19 protein-coding genes are annotated in these 23891 nt (G+C 59.1%); 15 read left to right on the top strand and 4 right to left on the bottom strand.

Features of this window, described 5'->3' with window-relative positions:
- The first annotated feature begins 36 nt into the window (after positions 1–36).
- The gene (locus GSQ81_RS16780; RefSeq protein WP_158911785.1) at positions 37–1662 is read left to right on the top strand and encodes a DUF5597 domain-containing protein; all 1626 of its coding nucleotides are present in this window, start codon (positions 37–39) and stop codon (positions 1660–1662) included.
- Here the strand turns inward: GSQ81_RS16780 and GSQ81_RS16785 are convergent.
- On the bottom strand, positions 1659–2618 hold the full coding sequence (locus tag GSQ81_RS16785) for a YafY family protein (protein ID WP_254060259.1): 960 nt from the start codon (positions 2616–2618) through the stop codon (positions 1659–1661). The two genes, GSQ81_RS16780 and GSQ81_RS16785, sit on opposite strands and share 4 nt — an antisense overlap.
- Positions 2619–2748: 130 nt before the next feature.
- On the opposite strand from GSQ81_RS16785, the gene GSQ81_RS16790 reads away from it, so the two are divergent.
- On the top strand, positions 2749–3255 hold the full coding sequence (locus GSQ81_RS16790) for a DinB family protein (protein ID WP_158911786.1): 507 nt from the start codon (positions 2749–2751) through the stop codon (positions 3253–3255).
- Between the two features lie 71 nt (positions 3256–3326).
- Here the strand turns inward: GSQ81_RS16790 and GSQ81_RS16795 are convergent, their stop codons facing one another.
- Positions 3327–3767, bottom strand: a complete 441-nt coding sequence (locus tag GSQ81_RS16795; protein ID WP_158911787.1) for a CBS domain-containing protein — start codon at positions 3765–3767, stop codon at positions 3327–3329.
- Positions 3768–3828: 61 nt separating this feature from the next.
- On the opposite strand from GSQ81_RS16795, the gene GSQ81_RS16800 reads away from it, so the two are divergent.
- The gene (locus GSQ81_RS16800; RefSeq protein ID WP_318523738.1) at positions 3829–4476 is read left to right on the top strand and encodes an FmdE family protein; all 648 of its coding nucleotides are present in this window, start codon (positions 3829–3831) and stop codon (positions 4474–4476) included.
- A 225-nt stretch (positions 4477–4701) separates the two neighbouring features.
- The gene (typA, locus tag GSQ81_RS16805; protein ID WP_158911788.1) at positions 4702–6534 is read left to right on the top strand and encodes a translational GTPase TypA; all 1833 of its coding nucleotides are present in this window, start codon (positions 4702–4704) and stop codon (positions 6532–6534) included.
- A gap of 357 nt (positions 6535–6891) precedes the next feature.
- On the opposite strand, the gene GSQ81_RS16810 is transcribed toward typA, so the two are convergent.
- Complete coding sequence (locus GSQ81_RS16810; RefSeq protein WP_254060260.1) at positions 6892–8541, bottom strand: carboxylesterase/lipase family protein; 1650 nt, start codon at positions 8539–8541, stop codon at positions 6892–6894.
- 108 nt (positions 8542–8649) lie between these two features.
- Complete coding sequence (locus tag GSQ81_RS16815) at positions 8650–9261, bottom strand: superoxide dismutase (protein WP_216846458.1); 612 nt, start codon at positions 9259–9261, stop codon at positions 8650–8652.
- A gap of 200 nt (positions 9262–9461) precedes the next feature.
- Between GSQ81_RS16815 and GSQ81_RS16820 the strand changes: the two genes are divergently transcribed.
- The 11 genes from GSQ81_RS16820 (at position 9462) to GSQ81_RS16870 (ending at position 23630) form a co-directional block, all read left to right on the top strand.
- A complete protein-coding gene (locus tag GSQ81_RS16820; RefSeq protein WP_158911790.1) occupies positions 9462–11924 on the top strand; it encodes a glycoside hydrolase family 15 protein in 2463 nt (820 codons plus the stop codon).
- Between the two features lie 120 nt (positions 11925–12044).
- The gene (gene tkt / locus GSQ81_RS16825; RefSeq protein WP_158911791.1) at positions 12045–14051 is read left to right on the top strand and encodes a transketolase; all 2007 of its coding nucleotides are present in this window, start codon (positions 12045–12047) and stop codon (positions 14049–14051) included.
- Positions 14052–14124: 73 nt separating this feature from the next.
- A complete protein-coding gene (locus tag GSQ81_RS16830) occupies positions 14125–14262 on the top strand; it encodes a hypothetical protein (RefSeq protein WP_158911792.1) in 138 nt (45 codons plus the stop codon).
- Positions 14263–14353: 91 nt separating this feature from the next.
- Positions 14354–14836 carry a ribose 5-phosphate isomerase B gene (rpiB, locus tag GSQ81_RS16835; RefSeq protein WP_158911793.1) on the top strand — a complete coding sequence of 161 codons (483 nt, stop codon included), beginning with the start codon at positions 14354–14356 and terminating at the stop codon, positions 14834–14836.
- An 81-nt stretch (positions 14837–14917) separates the two neighbouring features.
- Positions 14918–15772, top strand: coding sequence for an oxidoreductase (locus GSQ81_RS16840; RefSeq protein ID WP_158911794.1), 855 nt, complete (start codon positions 14918–14920; stop codon positions 15770–15772).
- A complete protein-coding gene (locus tag GSQ81_RS16845; protein ID WP_158911795.1) occupies positions 15769–16395 on the top strand; it encodes an HAD family hydrolase in 627 nt (208 codons plus the stop codon). Before GSQ81_RS16840 ends, GSQ81_RS16845 begins: the two co-directional genes overlap by 4 nt.
- Positions 16396–16414: 19 nt before the next feature.
- Positions 16415–17320, top strand: coding sequence for a phosphogluconate dehydrogenase (NAD(+)-dependent, decarboxylating) (gene gnd / locus GSQ81_RS16850; protein ID WP_158911796.1), 906 nt, complete (start codon positions 16415–16417; stop codon positions 17318–17320).
- 58 nt (positions 17321–17378) lie between these two features.
- The gene (gene zwf, locus GSQ81_RS16855; protein ID WP_158911797.1) at positions 17379–18935 is read left to right on the top strand and encodes a glucose-6-phosphate dehydrogenase; all 1557 of its coding nucleotides are present in this window, start codon (positions 17379–17381) and stop codon (positions 18933–18935) included.
- A gap of 144 nt (positions 18936–19079) precedes the next feature.
- A complete protein-coding gene (gene pgl / locus GSQ81_RS16860) occupies positions 19080–19877 on the top strand; it encodes a 6-phosphogluconolactonase (protein WP_158911798.1) in 798 nt (265 codons plus the stop codon).
- A complete protein-coding gene (glk, locus tag GSQ81_RS16865) occupies positions 19878–20912 on the top strand; it encodes a glucokinase (protein WP_158911799.1) in 1035 nt (344 codons plus the stop codon).
- 129 nt (positions 20913–21041) lie between these two features.
- On the top strand, positions 21042–23630 hold the full coding sequence (locus GSQ81_RS16870; protein WP_158911800.1) for a M1 family metallopeptidase: 2589 nt from the start codon (positions 21042–21044) through the stop codon (positions 23628–23630).
- Positions 23631–23891: the final 261 nt, after the last annotated feature.

A 23891-nucleotide genomic window follows, 5' to 3' on the forward strand; every position in this document is an offset into this window, starting at 1 on the left:
GGACATTATTGTCAACCACAGAAGACAATGCTCTGCATGAAACGCAGCCGGTTTTTCAGCATTGCATCCCTTCTTCTGATCTTTTCCGCCTCTACTTTCGGCCCTCTCGAACTCCACGCACAGTCCCGCCCGAATGATTCTCTGCCTCGCATCGTCCAGAAAGATGGGCGCTACGCCCTGTTCGTGGATGGCGCGCCATTCCTGATGCTCGGCGCTCAGGTCAACAACTCCAGCGCATGGCCCGCGATGTTGCCGAAGGTGTGGCCCACGGTTGAGAAGCTGTACCTGAACACACTGGAAGTTCCGATCTACTGGGAGCAGTTCGAGCCGCAGCGAGGACACTTCGATCCCTCTGTACTGCACACGCTTCTCGACCAGGCCCGTCAGCATCACGTCCATCTTGTGCTGCTCTGGTTTGGCACCTGGAAGAATGGCAGTGGACACTACACGCCGCCCTTCATCAAGCTCGATGAGGCCCAGGTGCCGCACGTCGTCAACGCGGAGGGCCACAAGGTCGATTCGCTGTCACCGCACTCGCAGGTCGGCCTCGATGCCGATCGCGCAGCGTTCACCGAGCTGATGCGCGACCTCAAGGCCGCCGATCCCGAGCACACCGTCATCATGGTCCAGGTAGAAAATGAGTCCGGCACCTACGGCAGCGTGCGCGACTTCTCGCCCGAGGCCCAGAAGTTTTTTGACGGACAGGTCCCCGCCGCTCTGCTCAAAGCCATGCAGAAGCAGCCCGGAAGCTGGCAACAGGTCTTCGGCGACAACGCCGACGAGTTCTTCCACGCCTGGTCCATCGCTCATTACATCGGCGAGGTAGCCGCAGCAGGGAAGGCGGTTTACCCGCTGCCCATGTACGTCAACGCGGCGCTCCGCGACCCCTTTCACCCTGGCAAGCCCGGCTCCTACGACACTGGCGGCCCGACGGACAACGTCATTCCCATCTGGAAGGCCGCGGCTCCGGCGATCGATCTGCTCGCGCCCGACATCTACATGCCCGACTATGCGCGGTATACCAGGGTGCTCGAACTCTATCACCGTGCCGACAATCCCATGTTCGTGCCTGAGACCGGCAACTCGCCGGAGTATGCCCGCTACTTCTTCGCGGCGCTGGGGCATCAGGCTATCGGGTTTTCGCCCTTCGGCATGGATACGACGGGCTACGTCAACGCTCCCATAGGAGCTACGCGCGTCGATGACGATGCGCTGGCACAGTTCGCTCTGAACTACAGCATCTTCGGCCCCATGGACAGCGTTATTGCTCGGCTGAACTTCGAAGGAAAGCTACAGGCGGTCTCCGAAGACCCTGCCGTCCACACGCAGACGCTGGACTTCGGTAAATGGAAGGCGGTTGTGTCGTATGGCCTGCCTCAGTTCGGCAACGGCAAAGTGCCGCCCGGCAACACGCCAGCCGATGGAGGCGCGATGGTCGCGCAGCTTGGCCCAGACGAGTTTCTCGTCACTGCCGTCCATGCCCGAGTCGATTTTGAGTCAGCCGATTCGTCGAAGCAACGCCAATTCGTAAAAGTCGAAGAGGGGGAATATCAGGGCAATGACTGGCACTTCACTCGCATCTGGAACGGCGATCAGACGGACTACGGCCTGAACTTCACCTCGGCTCCGCAGGTGCTACGCGTCAGCTTGGCAACATACTAGCTGTCGGCTCCGGCGATTGCGCGAGCATCTGCCAACACACGCTCGCGCAACGCCTCCGGCTCAACCACCTGCACCCTTGGCCCGAAGCCCAGAATAATGAACCGCGCCTGCTCTTCGCCTTCGAATCCAACCCGTAGAGCAAGCCAGCCCTCTGGAATTAATCTCTTCGCTACGGCTTGTTCGGCAGAGACAGGATTGCGCCACTGGCTTAGTGAGCTTGCCGCAGACGGAGCCATCAGGAGCGTGGCTTCATAGGTCCGCCGCGCCTGCTCCAATCGAGCGGTAGATTCTCTCCAATATCTGCCGAGGCTAAACCTTGCCGGACGCTTGAAGCTTGTCGCCAGCGCCGTCACTGCCTGCATTCGAGAGACGCGATAGGTACGCATCCCCTTCGCCGTCCGTGCCACCAGATACCAGGTCGAACCCTTGGCCACCAGTCCCAGAGGATCGACTGTTCGCGCCGCTGTTTCGCCATCGGCACGTGTGTAGTCGAACGTCACCCTGCAATCCCTCGCGACTGCATCCTGTACTACGGGCAACATCGACAGGTCTTCGGACGAAGGGTGCCATCCGGTATGGTCTACATGCAGCCGCTCGCGCATCGCCTCGGCCTGACGGCGCATAGAGACGGGCAGGGCAGCCATCAGTTTGCCGAACGCACGCTCCGCCGCTGCAGCCAGCAGTGGATCGCCCAGCGCACGTGGCTGTGCCATCAGCAGGGCGCGCAACTCCGGCTCGTCCAGCCCGGGAACCTGTGTGCGCCAGCCCTTCTCCAGCCGCCAGCCGCCCTGTGCTCCGCGCAACGCTGTCAGCGGCACTCCCGCTATGCATAAGGCTTCCATATCGCGATGCATCGTTCGCTGCGAGACCTCAAGCCGCTCCGACAACTCCCGCGTGCTAAGTTGCCCGTGCGCCTGCAACAGCATCAGCGCAGACATAAGACGACTGGCCTTCACGCTGCAATCCTCCTTGGCGGGCTAAACGAACTTTTTTATTATGCGGATCTAATTATGACAGTAGGTGTCATATATGCACTTTTAGTCTTCAACATGTAAGCAACGCAGAACCAATCTCAAGGAGATCTACATGGAACTGAAAGAGTTTTTTCTCGCCCAGCTCGATCGCGAAGCAGCATCCTCCCGCAAAGCAATCGAGCGTACCCCTGAAGGCCGCAACGATTGGCAGCCGCACGAGAAGTCCATGAAACTCGGTCTACTGGCCGCGCTCGTCGCCACCATGCACGGGTGGGTATCGATGATGATCGAGACGGACGAGCTCAATCTCGACGACCCTCGCAATGAAGATCTCAAGACCAAGCCGGTTGCTACCACGGCCGAGTTGTTGAAGCTTCTCGATGAAGGCGTCGCCAAGGCCCGCAAATCGCTCGAAGCCACCACCGAAGAACATCTCCTCAAGTCCTGGAGCTTCAAGATGGGTGGCAAAACCATCAGCGAGGCGCCCCGCCACGTCATAATTACGGACTCCGTCTTCAGCCATCTCGCCCACCATCGCGGACAGCTCACCGTCTACCTCCGCCTCAACGAAGCCAGCGTTCCGGCCATCTACGGGCCATCGGCCGACGAGCAGTTCTAGGCCGTCCAGAATGCAAAAGAGCGCGGTGGCCCCTGTGGGCGATCCCGCGCTCTTGTCTGTTTCGGGCCTCGCTACTGCGAGATATAAGCCTCAAGATGGCGGATTCTCGCCTCCTGCTCGGAGATCGCGGAGTTCACCAGGTCGCCGATCGAGACCATTCCCACCACCTTGCCGCGGTCCTCGACCGGAAGATGTCGTATGCGATGGTTGGTCACCATGCGCATGCACTCGCCTACCGTGTGCTGCAACGAGACGGAGATTACGGGAGAGGTCATAATCTCCCGCACCCTGGTTTCCTTCGACGATCTCTCCTGCAGGATCACCTTGCGCGCATAATCGCGCTCCGAGATGATGCCGGCCAGCGCCCCATGTTCCATCACGAACAGAGCGCCCACTTGCTTCTCGGCCATCATCACGATGGCCTCATACACGGAAGCATCCGGCGTCGTCGACCAGATCTCTCCCGCCTTTTGCCGCAGCACTGTGCCGACTGTTGTGGTCAATTCACTCATAGGCAGCCCTCGGGCCTCGGATAATACCCCCGCCGCGCTGCCGTGTGCAAGACGTTGCTGCTTGCCGAGCTTTGTCGATGGAGCGCATCCCGCCTATCATCACCCCATGCAGACCTTTGACGAGCTCCTCCGCGAAGCCGAGATCGCCCACGGCCATCTCTGCGCCGGGCAGATCCTCGGCGTCCGCATGGCCATGCTCGGCTGCCGGCGTCTCGGCATCGACGACCCCAAGGGAGCCGATCGCAAGCGCCTCGTCACCTTCGTTGAGATCGACCGCTGCGCCACGGATGCGATTGCGGTGGTCACGGGCTGCCGCCTGGGCAAGCGCGCACTCAAGTTTCGCGACTGGGGCAAGATGGCGGCGACGTTTCTCGATCTAAGGACCGATAAAGCCATTCGTATCTCTGCCTTAGAGTCGTCCAAGCAGCGCGCCCGCGACCTCTATCCCCACATCGAAAACAAGAACCAGCAGCAGATGCTTGCCTACCGCGAGCTGCCCGACGAAGACCTCTTCAGCGAGCAATGGGTTCACGTTCCAATGCACGCCCGCGAGCTGCCCGGCTATAAATCTCTTCGCATTGCTTGCGCTCTCTGTGGCGAAGGCATCAATTACGACCGCCAGATCGAGATCGACGGTCGAATTCTCTGCCAGGGCTGCGCTTCTCCTGAGACGCGCTACTACCAGCCGCTACTCGAAAAGCTGGACTGATGAGTGATGTAACCGGACTAGTACGGTTTTAGGGGTTACATGTAACCAGATAAACCTACATTTACCGGTTACATCCGGCTTCAGGCTCTCTCTTTGGGATACCTCTTGCCGAATCGCGATTCATCGGATATCTATCCGCTTATCGTCCGCCTGCGGTAGACTTATATTGACGCGCATTTCCATCTTCGTCCCATCCTCCAGCGCACAGACAGGACATACATCGCAGTGAGCTCTTCTACCGCAGTTGCCGTTAAGCCCATCTTCAATATCGCCATCATCGCCCACGTCGACCATGGCAAGACCACCCTCGTCGACGCCATGCTTCGCCAGTCCGGCACCTTCCGCTCCAATGAAGCCGTCACCGACCGCGTCATGGACTCGAACGACCTCGAAAGAGAGCGCGGCATCACCATTCTTGCCAAAAATACCGCTCTCTACTATCACGACAACAAGATCAACATCGTTGACACCCCGGGTCACGCCGACTTCGGCGGCGAAGTTGAGCGCGCCCTCAAGATGGTCGATGGCGTCGTTCTGCTGGTTGATGCCTCGGAAGGCCCCCTGCCGCAGACGCGCTATGTGCTCTCGAAGGCTCTCGAAGCCGGGCTGACCCCAATGGTCGTCATCAACAAGATCGATCGCCCCGACGCCCGTCCGCAGGAAGTTTTGAATGAGGTCTATGACCTCTTCATCGACCTCGACGCCGACGAGTCCGTGCTCGACTTTCCCGTCCTCTACACCAACGGCAAGCTGGGTACCGCGACTACCGATCCTGCGATCCCCGGCACCGATCTTCAGCCTCTCTTCGAGCAGATCATCACCACGATCCCGGTTGCTCACGGCGACCCCGAGGGAGCTGTTCAGATCCTCGTTACCAATCTCGACTACTCCGACTATCTCGGTCGTCTCGCCGTCGGCCGTGTCTTCAACGGCACGATGCGCACCGGCCAGGAGTACAGCGTCGCCAAGCTCGACGGTACCTTCACCAAGCACAAGATCACCAAGCTCTTCAGCTTCTCCGGCCTGAAGCGCACCGATATCGAAGAGACGCAGGTGGGTGATATCGTTGCCATCGCCGGTATCCCCGGCATCACCATCGGCGAAAGTTTCTGCGACGTGGAAAATCCCCAGCCGCTTCCGCAGATCGTCATCGACGATCCCACCATCGCCATCCAGTTCAACGTCAACAACTCCCCCTTTGCCGGACGCGAAGGCAAGTTCGTGACCTCGCGCAACCTGCGCGACCGTCTCGACAAGGAACTGCTGACCAACGTCTCGCTCAAGATGCAGGACACCGGTTCGCCGGACTCCTTCAAGGTGCTTGGCCGCGGCGAACTTCAGTTGGGCATCCTCATTGAGATGATGCGCCGCGAAGGTTTTGAGATGATGGTCAGCCGTCCCGAGATCGTCACCAAACGTATCAACGACGAAGTCATGGAGCCGGTCGAACATCTCTCGATCGACGTTCCCGAAAACTTTGTCGGCACCGTCATCGAGCGTCTCGGACCCAGAAAAGGCGAGATGACGAAGATGATCAACCACGGTTCAGGCCGCGTCCGCATGGAGTTCCGCATCCCCTCGCGCGGGCTTATCGGTCTCCGGTCTGAAATGTTGACCGAGACGCGCGGCACGATCATCATGAACTCAATCCTCGACGGCTACATCGCCTATCAGGGTGAAATTCCGCAGCGCGTCAGCGGCGCCCTCATCTCCGACCGCCAGGGCACCACGACCGCATACGCGCTCGAAGGCCTGCAGGATCGCGGCGTGCTCTTCGTCAGCGACGGCGTAGAACTCTACGAGGGCATGATCGTCGGCGAACATAGCCGCGACAATGACCTCGACGTCAACGCTGTACGCGAGAAGAAGCTGTCGAACATGCGTGCCTCGGGTTCAGACGATGCTGTCCGCCTCGTGCCGTTCAAGAACCTGACGCTCGAGCAGTGCATCGAGTTCATCGCCGACGACGAACTTGTCGAAGTCACACCGAAGTCGCTTCGTATGCGCAAGAAGGTATTGCAGGCCAATCGCCGCCCCCGCAAGGGTTCGAGCGAGTAATTGCAGCTAATTCAAACCGGCTGGATGTTGCGATAAGCAGCGTCCAGCCGGTTTCATTTAAAAGCTGTCCGGAAAACCTGGAACGTCATCTCGACCGGAGCTGCGCAGTTTTATCGCGTGGCGTAGTGGAGAGACCCCTGTATTTTGTTTTGCTCTTACCTGATCTACTCTCTCGGTCGGTGCTGTTTCTGGATATGTTCTGAAGCAGCCACAGACTAAAACAAGCAACGACTAAATACAGGGGTCTCTCCACTGCGGCGGCAAGAAGCACCGCCTTCGGTCGAGATGACGTGCGGTTGAGGAAGCAAAAGCGAGCTTCGGCTGAGATGACTTTTTCTTTATCGAAACAGGAAATGCTTAAGTTCCCGGTTGAAGATACGGAGCCTGATGGATCAGCTTTCTTTCCTCGCCGCGAGGATCATCTTCAACGCGTGAGACGGAATCCCAGACCATCGTCGGCCTGTGTTCCAACTCATAGCGAGACCAGTGGGGGATCGCCTTATTGTTGGGATCGCCTGTTCGGGCAAAGGCAATGAACGTATTGCTTACCTGGTCGGCTACCTTCTGGGCATCGGCTTCTCCGCCGGTCATGGAGGCTGCGATCTCTATATTGTCGAAGGCGAATGGGATGTCCATCGTGTGCGGCGCGCCCCACTTGCCTCCGTCCACGGGCGACTTCCACGCAAAGTTGTAGGCCCATGTCGGGCCTTGGCCCGCTTGGAATCCAGCGCCGTGCTGTGCGGCGCGGCGGTCGCTTTCGATCACCATGCCGTGCCAACTACGAAAGGCCGTCGTTACAGCAAAGAAGACATCGCTCGGTGAGTACTCCGGATACCACTTGCGATAGTCCGCCACAATGTCCGCTGTCTTCAGGTCTCCGAGAAAGGAGCGGTATTTTTCTAATCGAACCGGCAGTTCTTCCCAACTGAGAGAAAACAGCGAGGGGTCGCCGCTCCCGATGAGGAAGCGCGTCTCATCGTGGACATTGCCGAGAATCATCGGAACGTTTGCAGAGATTGCAGGCGCATCCGGCGAGAACGGGTCTCTTGGCAAGGCTCGACCGTCGAGAACAGGGCCAAAGTATTTGCCTGCACGCATGGCAGAGACGAGCTTTTCCATCGGTACTTTCTCGGGATCGCGAATGTCTTGGAGATTTGCACGCGACAGGCCGATGGCTGCGAGCACAGCCTCGGCCGATTCTGTAGCGTGCTCCTGAGTTCTCGCAGTCAACTGCTGGCCGCTCATGGTCACGATGCGATGGAAGAGGCCCTTTGCCACGGGCATCGCCATCAGGGTCGCGCACTTGGCTCCGCCGCCGCTTTGTCCGAAAATCATCACCCGCGACGGATCGCCGCCAAACTCGGCGATGTTGTCGCGCACCCACTCCAGCATCAGCACCAGGTCAAGCTGGCCTGCGTTACCGCTGTCGGCAAATTCCGCACCGCCCAGCTTTGCGAGGTACATATAGCCGAACAGGTTCAGACGATGGTTCATGGTCACGACGACGACATCGCCGCGCTTGACCAGACGAATGCCGTCGTAGACTGGGCCGTTGCTGGAGCTGCTGCTATAGGCTCCGCCGTGGATGTAGACCATCACCGGGCGCTTGCGCCCATCGCGCAACCCTGCGGTCCATACATTCAGGTGCAGGCAGTCTTCGCTGTTCAGCGGGTTGGCCTCATCGAGCGGAGAAAAGGCCGAACGTCCGCTGCGCGCGTGAATCGGCTGCGGAGCCTGCGGGCCAAAGGCGAGCGCATCGCGCACCCCGGTCCACGCTATGGGCTCTACCGCAGGCATAAACCGTCGCTTCGCGGTGTCGTCTCCGTACGGGATTCCCTTGAAGACGTTCACGCCATCCTGAACGAATCCGCGAACCTTGCCTGACGTTGTCGTGGCTACCGGAGAGCGTGTCTGTCCCCACATCGCATTCGGTGCTATCGCTGATCCCGTCACAATCAAAGCCGAACCCTGTAAAAGCTCGCGCCGCGTCACCTGCTTCTTGTCCACACTGTCTCCTGTTTGGTTTAAGGATCTGTATGACGATACGGACAGCGTGCACCGGAAGACGCAAAAGGGCCGCCCGAAGGCAGCCCTTTTACTCTTGCTGAGGCGAGTTTACTTCTTCGCCGTTGCGAAACGCTTATTGATCTCGTCCCAGTTCACGGTGTTCCACCATGCGGCGAGGTAGTCGGGGCGCTTGTTCTGATACTTCAGATAGTAGGCGTGCTCCCAGACATCGTTGCCCAGAATCGGGTAGTGGCCCTGCGAAATGGGGTTGTCCTGATTAGCGGTGGTGACGACCTTCAGCTTGCCGCCTTCGAAGATCAGCCAGCCCCAGCCGGAGCCGAACTGCTTGGCGGTCGCCTCGTTGAACTGCTTCTTAAAGTCTTCGAACGAGCCGAAGTCGGCCTTGATCTGGGCTGCAATCTCGCCGGTGGGCTCGCCGCCGCCCTTGGGCTGCATGATCTGCCAGAACATGGTGTGGTTGACGTGGCCGCCGCCGTTGTTCTGCACTACCTTGCGTACATCGTCGGGCACGCTGGCAAGGTCCTTCAATAGATCTTCGGGGGATTTCGTGCCAAGCTCGGGGTGCTTTTCGACAGCGCCGTTCAGGTTGGTCACATACGCCTGATGGTGCTTGTCATGGTGCAGCTTCATCGTCGCTTCGTCGATGGTGGGCTCAAGCGCCGCATAGTCATAGGGCAAAGGGGGTAGTTCGTAGGCCACGGTCATTCTCCTGTCGCTTTTTGTTTGGGCCAGGCTCGGTCACACACTGGCGGTTCATTCTGGTTGGATGCCGCGCAGACATCTTTCGATGCCATCGGCAAATCCGCTCGACCCTCGAATCATAGCGCACCTCTGGCATTCATCTCTTATTCACCGTTGGATCAGAACCGTTTAGCGGATTTTTAGAGTCTAATAGTGCAATGAGCGATCTCGCAGCCGCCTACCGCTGGCTCGACGATCAGGGGCCAGCGTTCGGCGCTCCCGGTCTCGAACCCCGCTGGACTTCCAGCCAGAAAGATGCAGTTTCCACTGCGTATTCCGCGTCGAGCCGCGTCTGGTTCACCCTTTCGCACGGCATCCTCAACGAGATTTACTATCCTACGATCGATCGTCCGCAGACTCGCGACATGGAGCTGATCTTCACCGATGGCGAGACCTTCCTGCACGAAGAGAAGCGCGACATTCACTACGATCTGCATTACATCCACCCCAATGCTCCCGCCGTCCGCGTCGTCGCTACGGACCCCAAGGAGCGCTACACCGTTACCAAGCAGTTCATCAGCGACCCGCATCGTTCCTCAGTCCTGATGCATGTGCGAGTCACCGGCGATGAGGAGTTGCTCTCGCGCGTTAAGTGCTATGTTCTGCTGGCGCCCCATCTCGACGGCGGCGGCGCGGGAAACTCCGCTCGCTCCATCGAGGTCGCGGGCCAGCGCTGCCTGCTGGCGTGGAAGAACAATATCTCACTGGCCCTGGGAGTCAGTTGCGGGTTCACCCGCTCTTCCTGCGGGTATGTCGGCTCCAGCGATGGCTTTCAGGACCTCGCCACCGATATGACGATGAGCTGGCAGTTCGGCCAGGCGCTCGACGGCAATATCGCCATCATGGGCGAGATCGATCTTGCCCACAATCGTGAGTTCACCGTTGTGATCGGGCTTGGCGATGGGCACCACGCTGCTCTGGCCTGCATGATGCAGACCCTTGCCACGCCGTACCGCGCCCACTGTGAGCGCTTTATCGAGCAATGGCTCCGTGTCGATTCGCCGAAGCTGATCGCCGCCTCGTCGACCGACGGCGGAAGGCTGGCCAATATCAGCCACAATGTCATCCTCACCCACGAGGACAAGACCTACTCCGGCGCCTTTATCGCCTCGGCCTCGATTCCTTGGGGAGCGTCCAAGGGCGACTCCGACCTCGGCGGCTACCATCTGGTCTGGACCCGCGATATGGTGCAGTCCGCTACTGCTCTGCTCGCCTGCGGAGATACAGAGGCTGCGCTGCGAGCGCTGGTCTATCTTGCCTGTACGCAGCGCACCGACGGCAGCTTCGCCCAAAACTTCTGGGTTGACGGCGTTCCCTACTGGTCCGGCATCCAGCTCGACGAGGTCGCCTTTCCCATCATTCTGGCGTGGCGTCTGTGGAAGGAGAAGGGCCTCGGCAACTTCGACATCTTTCCTCTGGTTGAGCGCGCCGCTGCCTTCCTCGTCTGCTATGCCCCGGTGACGCAGCAGGAGCGCTGGGAAGAGACCGCCGGGTACTCTCCCTCGACTTTGGCGGCGGTGATCTCCGGCCTTATCTGCGCCGCTGATATCGCCCGTGCCAAGGACTCAGAAGAGCTTGCCGTCTTTCTTGAGAACTACGCCGACTGGATTGAAGCCCATCTGGATGAGTGGACGACGACCACGGAAGGCGTCCTCTGCCCGGAGATCAAGTATCACTACATGCGGATCAATCCGCCTGCTCCCGGCGAGCCCTTCTACAACGATCAAGTGGCTCCCGGCCACATCCATATCGCCAACCGCGCGCCGGATGAGAAGCAGGACTTCGAGGCCCGCGAGATCATCGACGGCGGATTTCTCGAACTCGTTCGTTATGGCATTCGCCGCGCCGACGATCCGCTGATCGTCGATTCGCTCAAGGTAGTCGATGCCATCTTGAAGCGCGACACGCCCTCCGGCGTCTGCTGGCGACGCTACAACCACGATGGCTACGGCCAGAAGAAAGACGGCGGCCCTTACGATGGTTGGGGACAGGGCCGTGCGTGGCCTCTGCTGACCGGGGAGCGTGCCCACTACGAGCTTGCCGCCGGTGGCTCGGTTACTCCCCTGATCTCAGCTTTTGAGAAGTTCAGCTCCATTGGAGGCATGTTGCCCGAACAGGTATGGGACTATGCCGACCTGCCCTCGGAAGGGATGTACTTCGGCAAGTCCGCTGGCTCCGCCCAGCCGCTGGTCTGGGCGCATTCGGAGTACATCAAGCTGCTCCGTTCCGTGACGGACAAAAAAGTCTTCGACCGCATCTCGGTTGTCGAAGAGCGCTATGCTGTTCCTGCCGCGAAGCGTTCCTTCACGAACAAGGTCGAGATCTTCCAGATCGCACGGCCCATCTCGTTTCTCCCCGCCGGGTTTAGCCTTCGGGTGGTCGACCGGGGCCGGTTCCGGATCGTCTATACCTTCGATAACTGGATCACTGTCAATCACATCGATGCCCATAGCATGGGCCGGATCGGCTATTTTGCCGATATTCCGACAACCTCGAAACAGGATGGAAAGATCATTTTCACGCTTTGCTGGCCCAACCAGAGCCAGGATTCAAGCCAGCCCGACCGCTGGCTCGGCAAAAACATCGAAGTCACGATCATTCCGCCCTCTTCGAGCCAGTAAATCTCGAAGAGGTGCAAGGCCCCAGTACAGCTTGCTACACTGTTATTGAACGACCAAAATCATTGAACAGCAGATTCGCCGCCCCGCGCCGCGACTCTTCACATAAGAAAAAGGAAAAGAATGAGCGACCAGCAGCAGTCCGATAAGCAACATGCGTTAGATCAGCTCTCCATCAACGCCCTCCGCTTCCTCGCCGTCGATGCCGTTCAAAAAGCGAACTCCGGCCACCCCGGCGCTCCTCTCGGCTGCGCGCCCATCGCCTATCTGCTCTACCACAAGATCATGAAGCACGATCCCGCGGACCCCAAGTGGATCGACCGCGACCGCTTCGTCCTCTCCAACGGCCATGCCTCGGCCCTGCTTTATGGTGCGCTCCACCTCGCTGGATATGACCTGCCTATCTCGCAGCTCGAGCAGTTCCGCCAGTGGGGTTCGCACACCCCCGGCCATCCGGAGTACGGCGAGGCGCCGGGCGTTGAAGTGACCACGGGCCCGCTTGGTCAGGGTTTTGGCATGGCGATCGGCATGGCCACGGCTGAGAAGCATCTCGCAGCCGTCTATAACCGCGACGAGCGCAAGGTCATCGACCATCACACCTATGTCCTCTGCGGCGACGGCGACCTGATGGAAGGCATCTCGCACGAGACGGCGTCGCTGGCCGGAACGCTGAACCTGGGCAAGCTGATCGTCCTCTATGATGACAACCTCATCTCGCTCGACGGACCCACCGAACTTAGCTACACCGAAGACGTTACGCTGCGTTTCGAGGCCTATCACTGGCATGTTCAGATGGTCCACGACGGCAACGACCTCGTCGCCCTTGAAGCCGCCATCGCCGCAGCCAAGGCCGAGACCACCCGCCCCTCGCTCATTCGCGTTCGCACCGTCATCGGCTATGGCAGCCCCAAGGCCGGTACCAGCAAGGTTCACGGCGAAGCGCTCGGCGTAGAAGCAGTTAAGGAGACCAAGAAGAACCTCGGCTGGCCCGAAGACAAGACCTTCTATGTTCCCGCAGAGGCCCGTGACAACTGGGACAAGGCGAAGGCTCGCGGCAAGAAGGCCCACGAAGCCTGGAGCGCCGACTTTGCGGAGTACAAGAAGGCGTATCCAGAGCCAGCAGGCGAGTTCGAGCGCGTCGTCAAGGGCGAGCTGTCGAAGGACCTGTCGAAGAAGATCCCGGTCTTCCCGACCGACAAGCCGGTTGCCACGCGTAACGCTGGCCAGATCGTTATGAATGCCATCGAGAGTGTCGTCCCCGAGCTCTTTGGCGGTGCGGCTGACCTTACCGCTTCCACCAAGACCATCTTCAAGGACTCGCCCAGCTTCCACGTCGATCCCAAGGGCCGCAACGTCTTCTTCGGCGTACGCGAGTTTGGCATGTGCGCCATGGTCAACGGTATGGCTGCCCACGGCGGTCTTATTCCTTTCGGCTCCACCTTCTTCGTGTTCTCGGACTACGCTCGCCCAGCACTTCGCCTGGCTGCGCTGATGTCCGTGCATTCGCTTTTTGTCTTCACTCATGACTCTGTCGGTCTTGGCGAAGACGGCCCCACCCACCAGCCGGTCGAGCACCTGATGGCCCTCCGCGCCATTCCGCAGTTCACCGACTTCCGCCCAGCGGACGCGAACGAGACTGCTGCCTGCTGGCAGCTTGCCCTCGAACGCAAGAGCGCCAGCTTCATGGCTCTCTCGCGTCAGGACCTTCCCGTCCTCGACAACGAGAAGTACAAGGTGCATGAAGGCGTGAAGAAGGGTGCCTACGCGCTCGATAACAGCGGCAAGGACATCATCCTGATCGCCACCGGGTCGGAGGTTTCGCTGATCCTTAAGGCTGCGGAAGAACTGAAGGCCGCGGGCATCAACGCCTCGGTCGTCTCCATGCCCAGCTTCAAGGTCTACGACGAGCAGACGGACGCCTACAAGGCCAGCCTGCTGCCGGAGAACACTCCCAAGCTGGCAGTCGAAGCCGGAGCTACCATGGGCTGGTACAAGTATGTCGGCCACAATGGAGCGGTCATCGGAATTGACCACTTCGGAGCATCCGCTCCCGGGCCGATTGTGATGGAGAAGTTCGGCTTCAGCGTTGCAAACGTTGTTGCGCAGGCAAAGAAGCTGGTCAAGAAGTAAGCAGGGAATCAGGGGCGGGGCCATCGGGCTCCGCCTTTTCTTGCGGCAGCACAAGGCTTCTTCGGAGAGAGTTATGGTCAGCAGCGAACGCGAGATGGTGCGTCGAAACGACGAGTCGCCTAAGGAAGAGCGTTTTACTTCTTTGCAGCCGACCTACGAAGACAGCGTCCCCCCGGAAGAGGACTGGGAGCTGGAACAGGATTACTCCTAGCGGTTCCATTCTGTTGTCGTATGACCAGCTTTTGTCCGCCTGTTTGGCCTCGATCCACACCACATTACGGAAACCTGAGGTAGTTCAAATCATGAAAATCGCTATCGCCTCCGATCACGCCGGCTTTCCTCTGAAAGAAGAAGTCCGCGACCACGTTCGCAAGCTCGGCCATGAGGTCGAGGACCTCGGCGCGTATAACACTGAGCCTTCCGACTATCCTGACTTTGCCCTGCTCGTCGGCAAAGCGCTGATGGCCGGTACGGTGGAGCGCGGCATCCTCATCTGCGGCTCGGGCGTTGGCGTCTGCGTCGCCGCCAACAAGATGCCGGGCGTTCGTGCCGGTATGTGCCACGACACCTACTCTGCGCATCAGGGTGTCGAACATGACGAGATGAATGTGCTTGTGCTGGGCGCGCGCATCATCGGCTCGGCGCTTGCTTACGAGTGCGTCGATGCTTATCTCAAAGCGAATTTCATCGCTTCGGAGCCTCGCTTTGTGCGTCGCCTCAACAAGGTTAAAGCGATTGAAAAGACCTACATGCCCGAGGCCGCGGGAACCACGCTCGCTTCATAATCGAGGCGGATTTTCATATTGGCCTGACGCAAACTGCGCGGAGCGTCGAGCCGAAAGGCCGCGCAAACGCATCTGAAATACATGGCAAACGTTACTACATCCCGCACATGGTTCATCACCGGAGCTTCTACCGGCTTCGGTCGCCTTCTTGCTGAAGAAGTTCTGAAGGCTGGAGGCAAGGTTGTTGCTACCGCCCGCAAGCTGGATTCGATAGCCGACCTTGAAGAGAAGCATCCCGGCAAGGCCAAAGTCTTTGCTCTCGACGTTACCGACCCTGCACAGATCCTTTCCATCGTTGCTCAGACGCTCACCACTTTCGGTCCTGTCGATGTGCTTGTCAACAATGCGGGCTACGGTCTCGCTGGCGGCATCGAAGAGGCCACCGAAGAAGAGTTCACGCCGGTCTTCGAGACCAATGTCTTCGGCCTGATACGCGTGACTCGCGCCTTCCTTCCGCACTTTCGCACCCAGCGTAGCGGCAACATCGTGAACCTCTCTTCGATTGGCGGTCTGATCGGGTCAGCCGGTTGGGGCTATTACAACGCAAGCAAGTTTGCGGTCGAAGGATTCTCTGAAGCGCTTGCTGCTGAGCTTGCTCCTCTGGGCGTTCATGTCACCATCGTCGAGCCCGGCCCTTTCCGCACCGACTTTCTTGGGCGTTCCGGTGTCGAAGCCAAAGAGCGCATCGCCGACTACGACGCTACCGCCGGAAAGACCCGCCAGTATTTTCACGACCAGGCAGGGAAGCAGCCGGGCGATCCGCTCCGTGCTGTCCACGCCATCATTCAGGCAGCCGAGTCTCCTCAGCCGCCTCTGCACCTTGTCCTCGGCGCGCTGGCTCTCCAACGCATGAGGGGCAAGCTCGATCAGTGGAAGAGTGAGCTTGATGCCTGGCAATCCACTTCTCTCGGCGCAGATTTCCCGGAGGGCGAGTGAGTCTCACTCCCATTAAGACGATCTTCTGGGACATCGGCGGAGTTCTGCTTGCCAACGGCTGGGACAGCAGGCAGCGTGGTCGCGTTCTCGCTGCACTCGGTGTCGATCTCGCGGCCTATGAAGCGGTTCACGACGAAGTGAACTACTACTGGGAGCGCGGCCTCATCAGCGCCGAGGACTTCTTCGCGCAGACTGTCCTTGAAACCAACCCCGATCTTAATCTCACCTTCGAGCAGCTTTGGCCTCTTGTGTGTAGTGAGAGCAAAGTTCTCCATCATGAGTGTTTTGACATCCTCGCCGCTCTCAAGAACTCCGGCCAATATCGTCTCGCCACTATTAACAATGAGTCGAAAGAGCTGAACGCCTACCGCCTCGACACCTTCCAACTTCGCCCCTATTTCGACTACTTCATCTGCTCGGGCTACGTCCACGAGATGAAGCCTCTCCCCGATATCTACCGCGCGGCCATCGATATCTCCGGCCTTCCTCCTGAGACGTCGCTGTTTATCGACGACAAGCAGGAGAACTGCATCGCCGCCCGTAGCTTTGGCATGAATGCCATTCACTTTGAATTACCCGCGCAACTTCGCGCTTCACTTACTCAACACGGCATCGCCGTTTAGCAACGAAAGGAACTACATCATGGAACTGGGAATTATCGGACTCGGCAAGATGGGCTTCAACATGGCGGAGCGTCTCCGCCTCGCCGGTCACAAGGTCGTCGGCTTTGACTTCAGCAAAGAAGCCACTGCCAAGCTGACCGCCACGGGCAATCTCGGCGTCAACTCGGTTGAAGAGCTGGTCAAGAACCTCTCCGCGCCTCGTGCCATCTGGATCATGGTTCCCGCGGGCGACCCCGTTGACCAGACCATCGCCCAGCTCGAGCCTCTGATGGAAAAGGGCGACACCATTATCGACGGCGGTAATTCGAACTACAAGAACACGCAGCGCCGTCATGACGAAGTGACTGCCAAGGGTTTCGAGTTCGTCGACTGTGGAACCTCGGGCGGCGTATGGGGACTGAAAGAGGGCTACAGCCTCATGATCGGTGGCGACAAGGCTCCCGTCGAACGCCTTACCCCCATCTTCCAGGCGCTCGCGCCTTCGCCCACAGAAGGTTGGGGACACGTTGGGCCCTCCGGTGCGGGCCACTTCGTCAAGATGGTCCACAACGGCATCGAGTACGGCCTCATGCAGGCTTTTGCCGAAGGGTTCTCGATTATGAAGGCCAAGGAGCCCCTCAATCTCGACCTTACCCAGATCGCGCACATCTGGCAGAAGGGCTCGGTTGTCCGCTCGTGGCTGCTCGACCTCACCGCTGCGGCGCTCGACAAGAACCCCACCCTCGACGGCCTCGAAGCATGGGTGCCTGACTCCGGCGAAGGCCGCTGGACTGTTACGGAAGCGATCGACCTGAACATCTCTGCGCCGGTCATCACCGAGTCGCTGATTCGCCGTCTCCGCTCGCGCGAAGAGAACAACTTCACCGATCGAATGATCTCGATCATGCGCGGCGCCTTTGGTGGCCACGATGTCAAAAAGAGCTAAGCCACCAGAGAAATCGAAGCCATCAACAAGCCCTAACCAAGCACGAGAGGTAATTGATATGTCAACTGAACCCCACGTCACTCCAGCGGTCACTAACGTCAGCCCGCAGCCTGAGAGTACGCCGGACCCCTGCGTCGTCGTGATCTTCGGCGCATCGGGTGACCTTACCAAGCGTAAGCTGCTGCCTGCGCTCTATCACCTTGAGCAGGCCAACCTGCTTCCCAAGGACTTCGCGGTGGTTGGCGTTGCTCGTCGGCCGCTCGAGGATTCTTTCGCTGCGGACATGAAGGAAGGCATCATCGCTGGCGGCGGTGTCGAAGAGTCCGATCCCAAGCTGGCTCCCTTCGTCGAGAAGATCCAATACCATGCGATGAACTTCGATGATGCTTCCGGTTACGAGGCTCTCGACAAGCTGCTGGGCAAGATCGACAAGAAGTTCGGCACCTGCGGCAATCGCCTCTTCTATCTCGCCACGGCGCCGGAGTACTTCTCGGACATCATCAACTTCCTCGGTCAACACGGCATGTCCAAGCCTTGTAAAGGTGGGGGAGCGAACGGCAAGCAGAACTGGGTCCGCACCATCATCGAGAAGCCGTTCGGCCACGATCTAGAATCCGCCAGGGCGCTGAACGACGAAGTGAACAAGGTCTTCCACGAAGATCAGATCTTCCGTATCGATCACTATCTCGGTAAAGAGACGGTTCAGAACATCCTCGTCTTCCGTTTCGCCAACGGCATCTTCGAGAACGTTTGGAACCGTAACTACATCGATCACGTCGAGATCACCGCTGCCGAGTCCATTGGCATCGAAGGCCGTGGGCCTTTCTATGAGACAGCCGGTGCACTTCGCGACGTGGTGCAGAATCACGTCATGGAGCTGCTCAGCTTCGTCACCATGGAGCCGCCTGTCTCCTTCGAGGCATCCGCTGTTCGTGCCGAGAAGGTGAAGGTGTGGCGCGCCATTCAGCCGATCCATCCGGCGGATACCGTCCGTGGTCAGTATGGCCCGGGCACTGTCGATGGCAAGCCTGTCGTCGGCTACCGTCAGGAAGATCGCGTTCATCCTCGCTCGCAGACGGAGACCTATGCGGCTCTTCGGCTGGAGATCGAGAACTGGCGTTGGGCTGGTGTTCCCTTCTACATTCGTGCCGGCAAGCGTCTTGCCAAGCGCGTCACGGAGATCACTGTCCAGTTCAAGCAGCCGCCGCTGCTGCTCTTCAAGGGCAAGGACGGCAGCAAGGGCAACGTGGAGCCGAACATCATCTCCATGCGGATTCAGCCTGACGAGGGCATCACCCTCCGCTTCGGCGCGAAGGTCCCTGGGCAGGGCATGAACATCAGCCCCGTCAACATGGACTTCAGCTACGCCGAGTCGTTCGGCAAGTCCTCTGCCAATGGCTACGAGCGTCTGCTGCTCGATGCCATGCTGGGCGATGGTACGCTCTTCGCCCATCGCGACGGAGTCGAAGCCACCTGGGCGCTTATCACGCCGATCCTCAAGGCATGGGCGGAGAAGCCGGTCAAGGACTTCCCCAACTACGCTGCCGGAAGCTGGGGCCCCACGGCTGCTGATGCTCTGCTCGAAGTAGAGGGCCGCAAGTGGCGCAAACTGTAAACTCGGCTTTTACAAGCTGAACTTTGTTCTTTGATGGCGGGACTTTGGTTCCGCCATCAACTTAATATCAAGTAGGGCGGCTTTGGGTTGATGTTTTTTATCGTCTAAAGCCGTCCGAATATTTTGACAAGAGGCGCAAACCGGATGCCGCGACCAGTCACCATTACCTACCGCATCTCACCTACTCCTGCTGCTGTAGCTCAGGCCGCTGCCCAACTTTTCGCCGATACTGCCGTTGCAGCCGTTCAAGCCCGAGGCCTCGCCCGCATTGCCATCTCCGGCGGCACCACTCCCAAGGCGATGTTTGCTCTGCTCGCCGATCCTGCTCAGCCTTTTCTCAAGCAGGTTCCGTGGGACAAGCTCGATCTCTACTGGGTCGACGAGCGCTCGGTTCCTCCCACGGATGCCGACTCCAACTACCGCATGACGAATGAGGCGCTGCTCTCAAAGGTTCCTCTCGCGCCCGAGCACATTCATCGCATGGAAGGCGAGCTGGATCCTGCTGTCGCAGCCGCTCGTTACGAGTCCACCATTCGCAACTCCTTCAAGCTCGAAGGTGCTGAGACACCAACCTTCGATCTCGTCCTGCTCGGCATGGGCGACGACGGCCATACCGCCTCGCTCTTCCCTCATACCGAAGCGCTCAACGATCTCACCGATATCGTTACGGCCAATCATGTCCCGCAGAAGGACACCTGGCGCATTACCCTCACGTGGCCCGTCATTAATCAGGGTAGGGAAGTGGCGTTCCTGATCGAAGGCGCGGCCAAGGCGCAGGTCCTTCACGATGTTCTGCTCGGACCGTATCAGCCCGAGACTTATCCTTCGCAGATTATTCGTCCTGCGAGTGGGCGTCTTACCTTCTTGCTCGACCCGGCTGCGGCATCTAAGCTTCCTGTACCAGAAAACTCAGGGGCGACAGGTACGTTGGAGCTTAAATAAATGATCCTCGCGGGCGACGTAGGCGGCACCAAGATTCATCTTGCGCTTTACGACTTTCAGGATGGCAAGCTGCACTCCATCCGCGATCAGAAGTTTCCCGCCCACGAGTTCACGTCGCTCGACGCCGTCGTCGAACAGTTTCTCGGCACGGATCAAGGCGCTCGCAGCCAGATTGCCGCTGCCTGCTTCGGCTGCCCCGGTCCCGTTCGCGGAGGACGCCTCAAGCTCACTAACCTTCCCTGGGTGCTCGATGTTCACGAGCTTCAGAAGTCGCTCGACATCGAGCACATCTTCCTCATCAATGATCTTGAAGCCAATGGCTACGGCATCCTCGAACTCACGCCGGACAAGATCTACACGCTGCACGCCGCCAATACCGCTGCCGTCGGCCATCGTGGACTCATCTCTGCGGGTACCGGACTGGGCGAGGCGCTTCTGATCTGGGACGGCAAGCACCATCGCCCCATCGCCAGCGAGGGCGGCCACTGCGACTTCGCCCCACGCACCGACCGTGAAGTAGCTCTTCTGCAATATCTCCGCAGCACACTCAAAGGTCATGTGAGTTATGAGCGTGTCCTCTCCGGCCCCGGCGTTCACAACATCTACTCTTACCTTCGCGATGTTGAGAAATTGCAGGAGCCGCAGTGGCTCCGCGACCGTCTCGCCGCCGAAGATCCCAATGCCGTCATCGGTGAGTGCGCGCAGGACGGCTCCAGCTCGATCTGCTTCGAGACGATGAGAACCTTCAGCGCGATTTATGGCGCAGAGGCGGGCAATATTGCCCTCAAGGTACTCGCCATGGGTGGCATCTATCTTGGCGGAGGCATTGCTCCCAAGATCATCCAGACACTTCAGAACGGCGACTTCATTCAGGCTTTTCTCGACAAGGGGCGTCTCTCACCGCTGCTTCAGTCCATCCCCGTGCGCATCATCCTTGACGACACCTGCGCTTTGCTCGGAGCCGCTGCCTACGCCGAAGCCCGCGCCGCGGATCTCTCCAACCACTCGGAACGGGCTGCCTCCATCAAGCACTAACGGGCTCCCTGTGGGCGTCCGATCACACAACGCATGAATAGGATCACAAAACATGCGAATTCAGACGCTCTGGTGTAGGTAGAGCGTTTGTCTCAATGAGCTTCAGCATGTAACGTTTAAGCAGAACACATGCTGACCACAAAGAACCTCCTCCCTTCGGCCCTCCTCGTCATCGCCTCCTGCATCGCTCCCCTCGCGGCTTCGGCCCAGCGCCTTCCCTCCGGCGTCCATCCCGAGCACTACACTCTGGCGCTCACTCCTGACCTCAAGGCCGCGACGTTCACCGGCACTGAGAGCATCGACCTCAACCTCGATCAGCCCAGCACGACCATCACGCTCAACGCGGCCGAGATCAAATTTCTCTCCGTCACCGTGGGCTCACAGACCGCGCAGGTCTCGCTCGACCCTGACAAGGAGCAAGCGACCTTCACCTTTGCTCAGCCTCTCTTGGGCAAGGTCACTCTCGACATTCGTTACGACGGCATCCTTAATGACAAGCTGCGCGGCTTCTATCTCTCGAAGACCGCACGGCGCAACTACGCGGTCACCCAGTTCGAGCCGACGGACGCCCGCCGTGCCTTTCCCAGCTTCGATGAGCCTGCGCTCAAGGCCACCTTCGACATCGCTCTGACCGTTGATCGTGGTGACACTGTTATCTCCAACACCAATATCGTCTCCGACACCCCGGTACCGGATGAGAAGCACACCATCAAGTTCGCCACTACGCCGCGCATGTCTACCTATCTGGTGGCGTTTCTCGTAGGCGACTTCCAGTGCACGAAAGGCAGCAGCGACGGTGTTCCCATCCGCGCATGCTCCACGCCCGACAAGGTCAAGCTCACGCAGTTCGCCGTCAAGTCGGCTGAGTACATCCTGCATTATTACGACACCTACTTCGGCATCAAGTACCCCATGCCCAAGCTCGACATGGTAGCCCTGCCCGACTTTGAGGCTGGAGCCATGGAGAATTTTGGCTGCATCACCTATCGCGAGACTGACCTTCTGATCGACAGCAAGACCGCCGGCATCCCCGAAAAGAAGAATGTAGCTGCCGTGGTAGCGCATGAGATGGCACATCAATGGTTCGGCGATATGGTCACCATGCAGTGGTGGGACAACATCTGGCTCAACGAGGGCTTTGCCACCTGGATGGAGCACAAGCCGGTCGCTGCATGGCATCCCGAATGGAACATCCCGCAGGACGAGGCGCAGGAGCTGGATACCACGCTGAACTACGATTCGCAGGCTACCACCCGCACCATTCGGGCGACTGCCGATACCCCTGCCCAGATCAACGAGATGTTCGACGGCATCGCCTATGGCAAAGCAGGCGCAGTTCTCAACATGGTCGAGAACTATGTCGGCGAAGAGACCTTTCGTCAGGGCGTCCACAACTACCTCGCCGCACATCTCTATGCCAACGCGACTGCCGAGGACTTCTGGAACGCACAGACTGCGACCAGCCATCTGCCTGTCGACAAGATTATGTCCAGCTTCGTCGCGCAGCCCGGTGTGCCTCTGCTGACCTTCTCCGACACCTCTGCCTCGGGAATACCCGTTGCCCAAAGCCGCTTCTTTCTTACGCCGACCGCTGCGGATCAGACCAGCCAGCAATGGACGCTGCCTGTCTGCCTCAAGACCAGCGGAAAGCCAGCCTGTCATCTGCTCGCCCCCGGCGAACTTACTCTTTCTGCTGCTGAAGGCAGCCCATTCTTTTACGCCAATGGCTTAGCCAAAGGCTACTTCCGCACGGCTTATACGGCGGCGCAGTACAAGGCGATCGAGGCGAAGGCAGAGACGGCCCTCACTTCGACTGAGCGCATCAACTTTATCGGCGACCGCTGGGCGCTTGTTCCTTCGGGACGGTCCTCTATCTCCGACTACCTCAACTTAGTCCTCGCTCTCAAGCAGGACCCCAACGCTGCTGTCCTCGAAACCGCGCTGGGCAAGATCTACACCATCAAGTCGAAGGTCGCTACCGGCAAGGATCTGGACCGGCTCAACACGGCCCTGCGCAATCAGTTCGACCCCGTTTATGCTGCTCTTGGTAAGCCTTCGAAGCATGACTCCTTCGATCAAAGCCAGCTTCGCGCCCTTCTCTTCGAGCTTCTTGGAGTTGCCAACGATCCCGCCATCGTCGCTCAGTCCCGCGAGATCGCAGACCGTAGCTTCGGCCACAAGAGGGACAAGAATCTCGATCCCGCCCTCAGCGACGCGGCGGTTATGATCGCCGCCAGCAATGGGGACGCGGCCTTCTACGATAAGGTTTTTGCTGCCAGCAAAGACTCGAGCGATCCCGGGCTCCAGTCCGATGCGCTCCAGACGCTGGCGCGCTTTCTCGACCCTGCGCTTGTCACCCGTACGCTCGACTATGCCTCCTCAGGCGAGGTTCGCAACCAGGATAGTTGGCGAATCTTATCCATTCTGCTGCAGCAGCGTGCTACCCGGACGCAAGCGTGGGACTACATCCAGAAGCATTGGGACAAGGTCCACGCTCAGTTCACGACCAACTCGGGAGTGCGTGTCGTCGCTGCCGCTGGCTCGTTCTGCACCGCTGAAGGCCGCGATCAGGTGACCGGTTTCTTTGCCACCCACCCGGTCGATGCCTCGGCACGCACCCTGGCCAAATCCATCGACAGCATCAACGCCTGCATCCAGTTCCGCGCGACGCAGGAACCTAGTCTCCACCAGTGGCTCGAAGGTCAGCCTGCGCAATAGCGTTTACGCGCTGCACGCCGCGTTTTTCCAGAAAATGCGCCGTGCAAGGTACAACCAGTGGAGAATTCTATTCAATTTGCGCCTACTGTAGCCGCTTTGTGGGTAAAGCGGCCATAGAGGCGCGTTATTGCCAGTTTTTCGTGCGTTCCATTTAGGACATTCAAGTACAAAAGCAACAAAAATAGTTCTTGACAGGGGATGCTTAGAAAGTAGAAGCTAGCTTTCGTCTCAATGTGGTCTGACCTGTTAGGTCTATAAATC

This window comes from Granulicella sp. L56 (genome assembly GCF_009765835.1).
Classification (GTDB): domain Bacteria; phylum Acidobacteriota; class Terriglobia; order Terriglobales; family Acidobacteriaceae; genus Edaphobacter.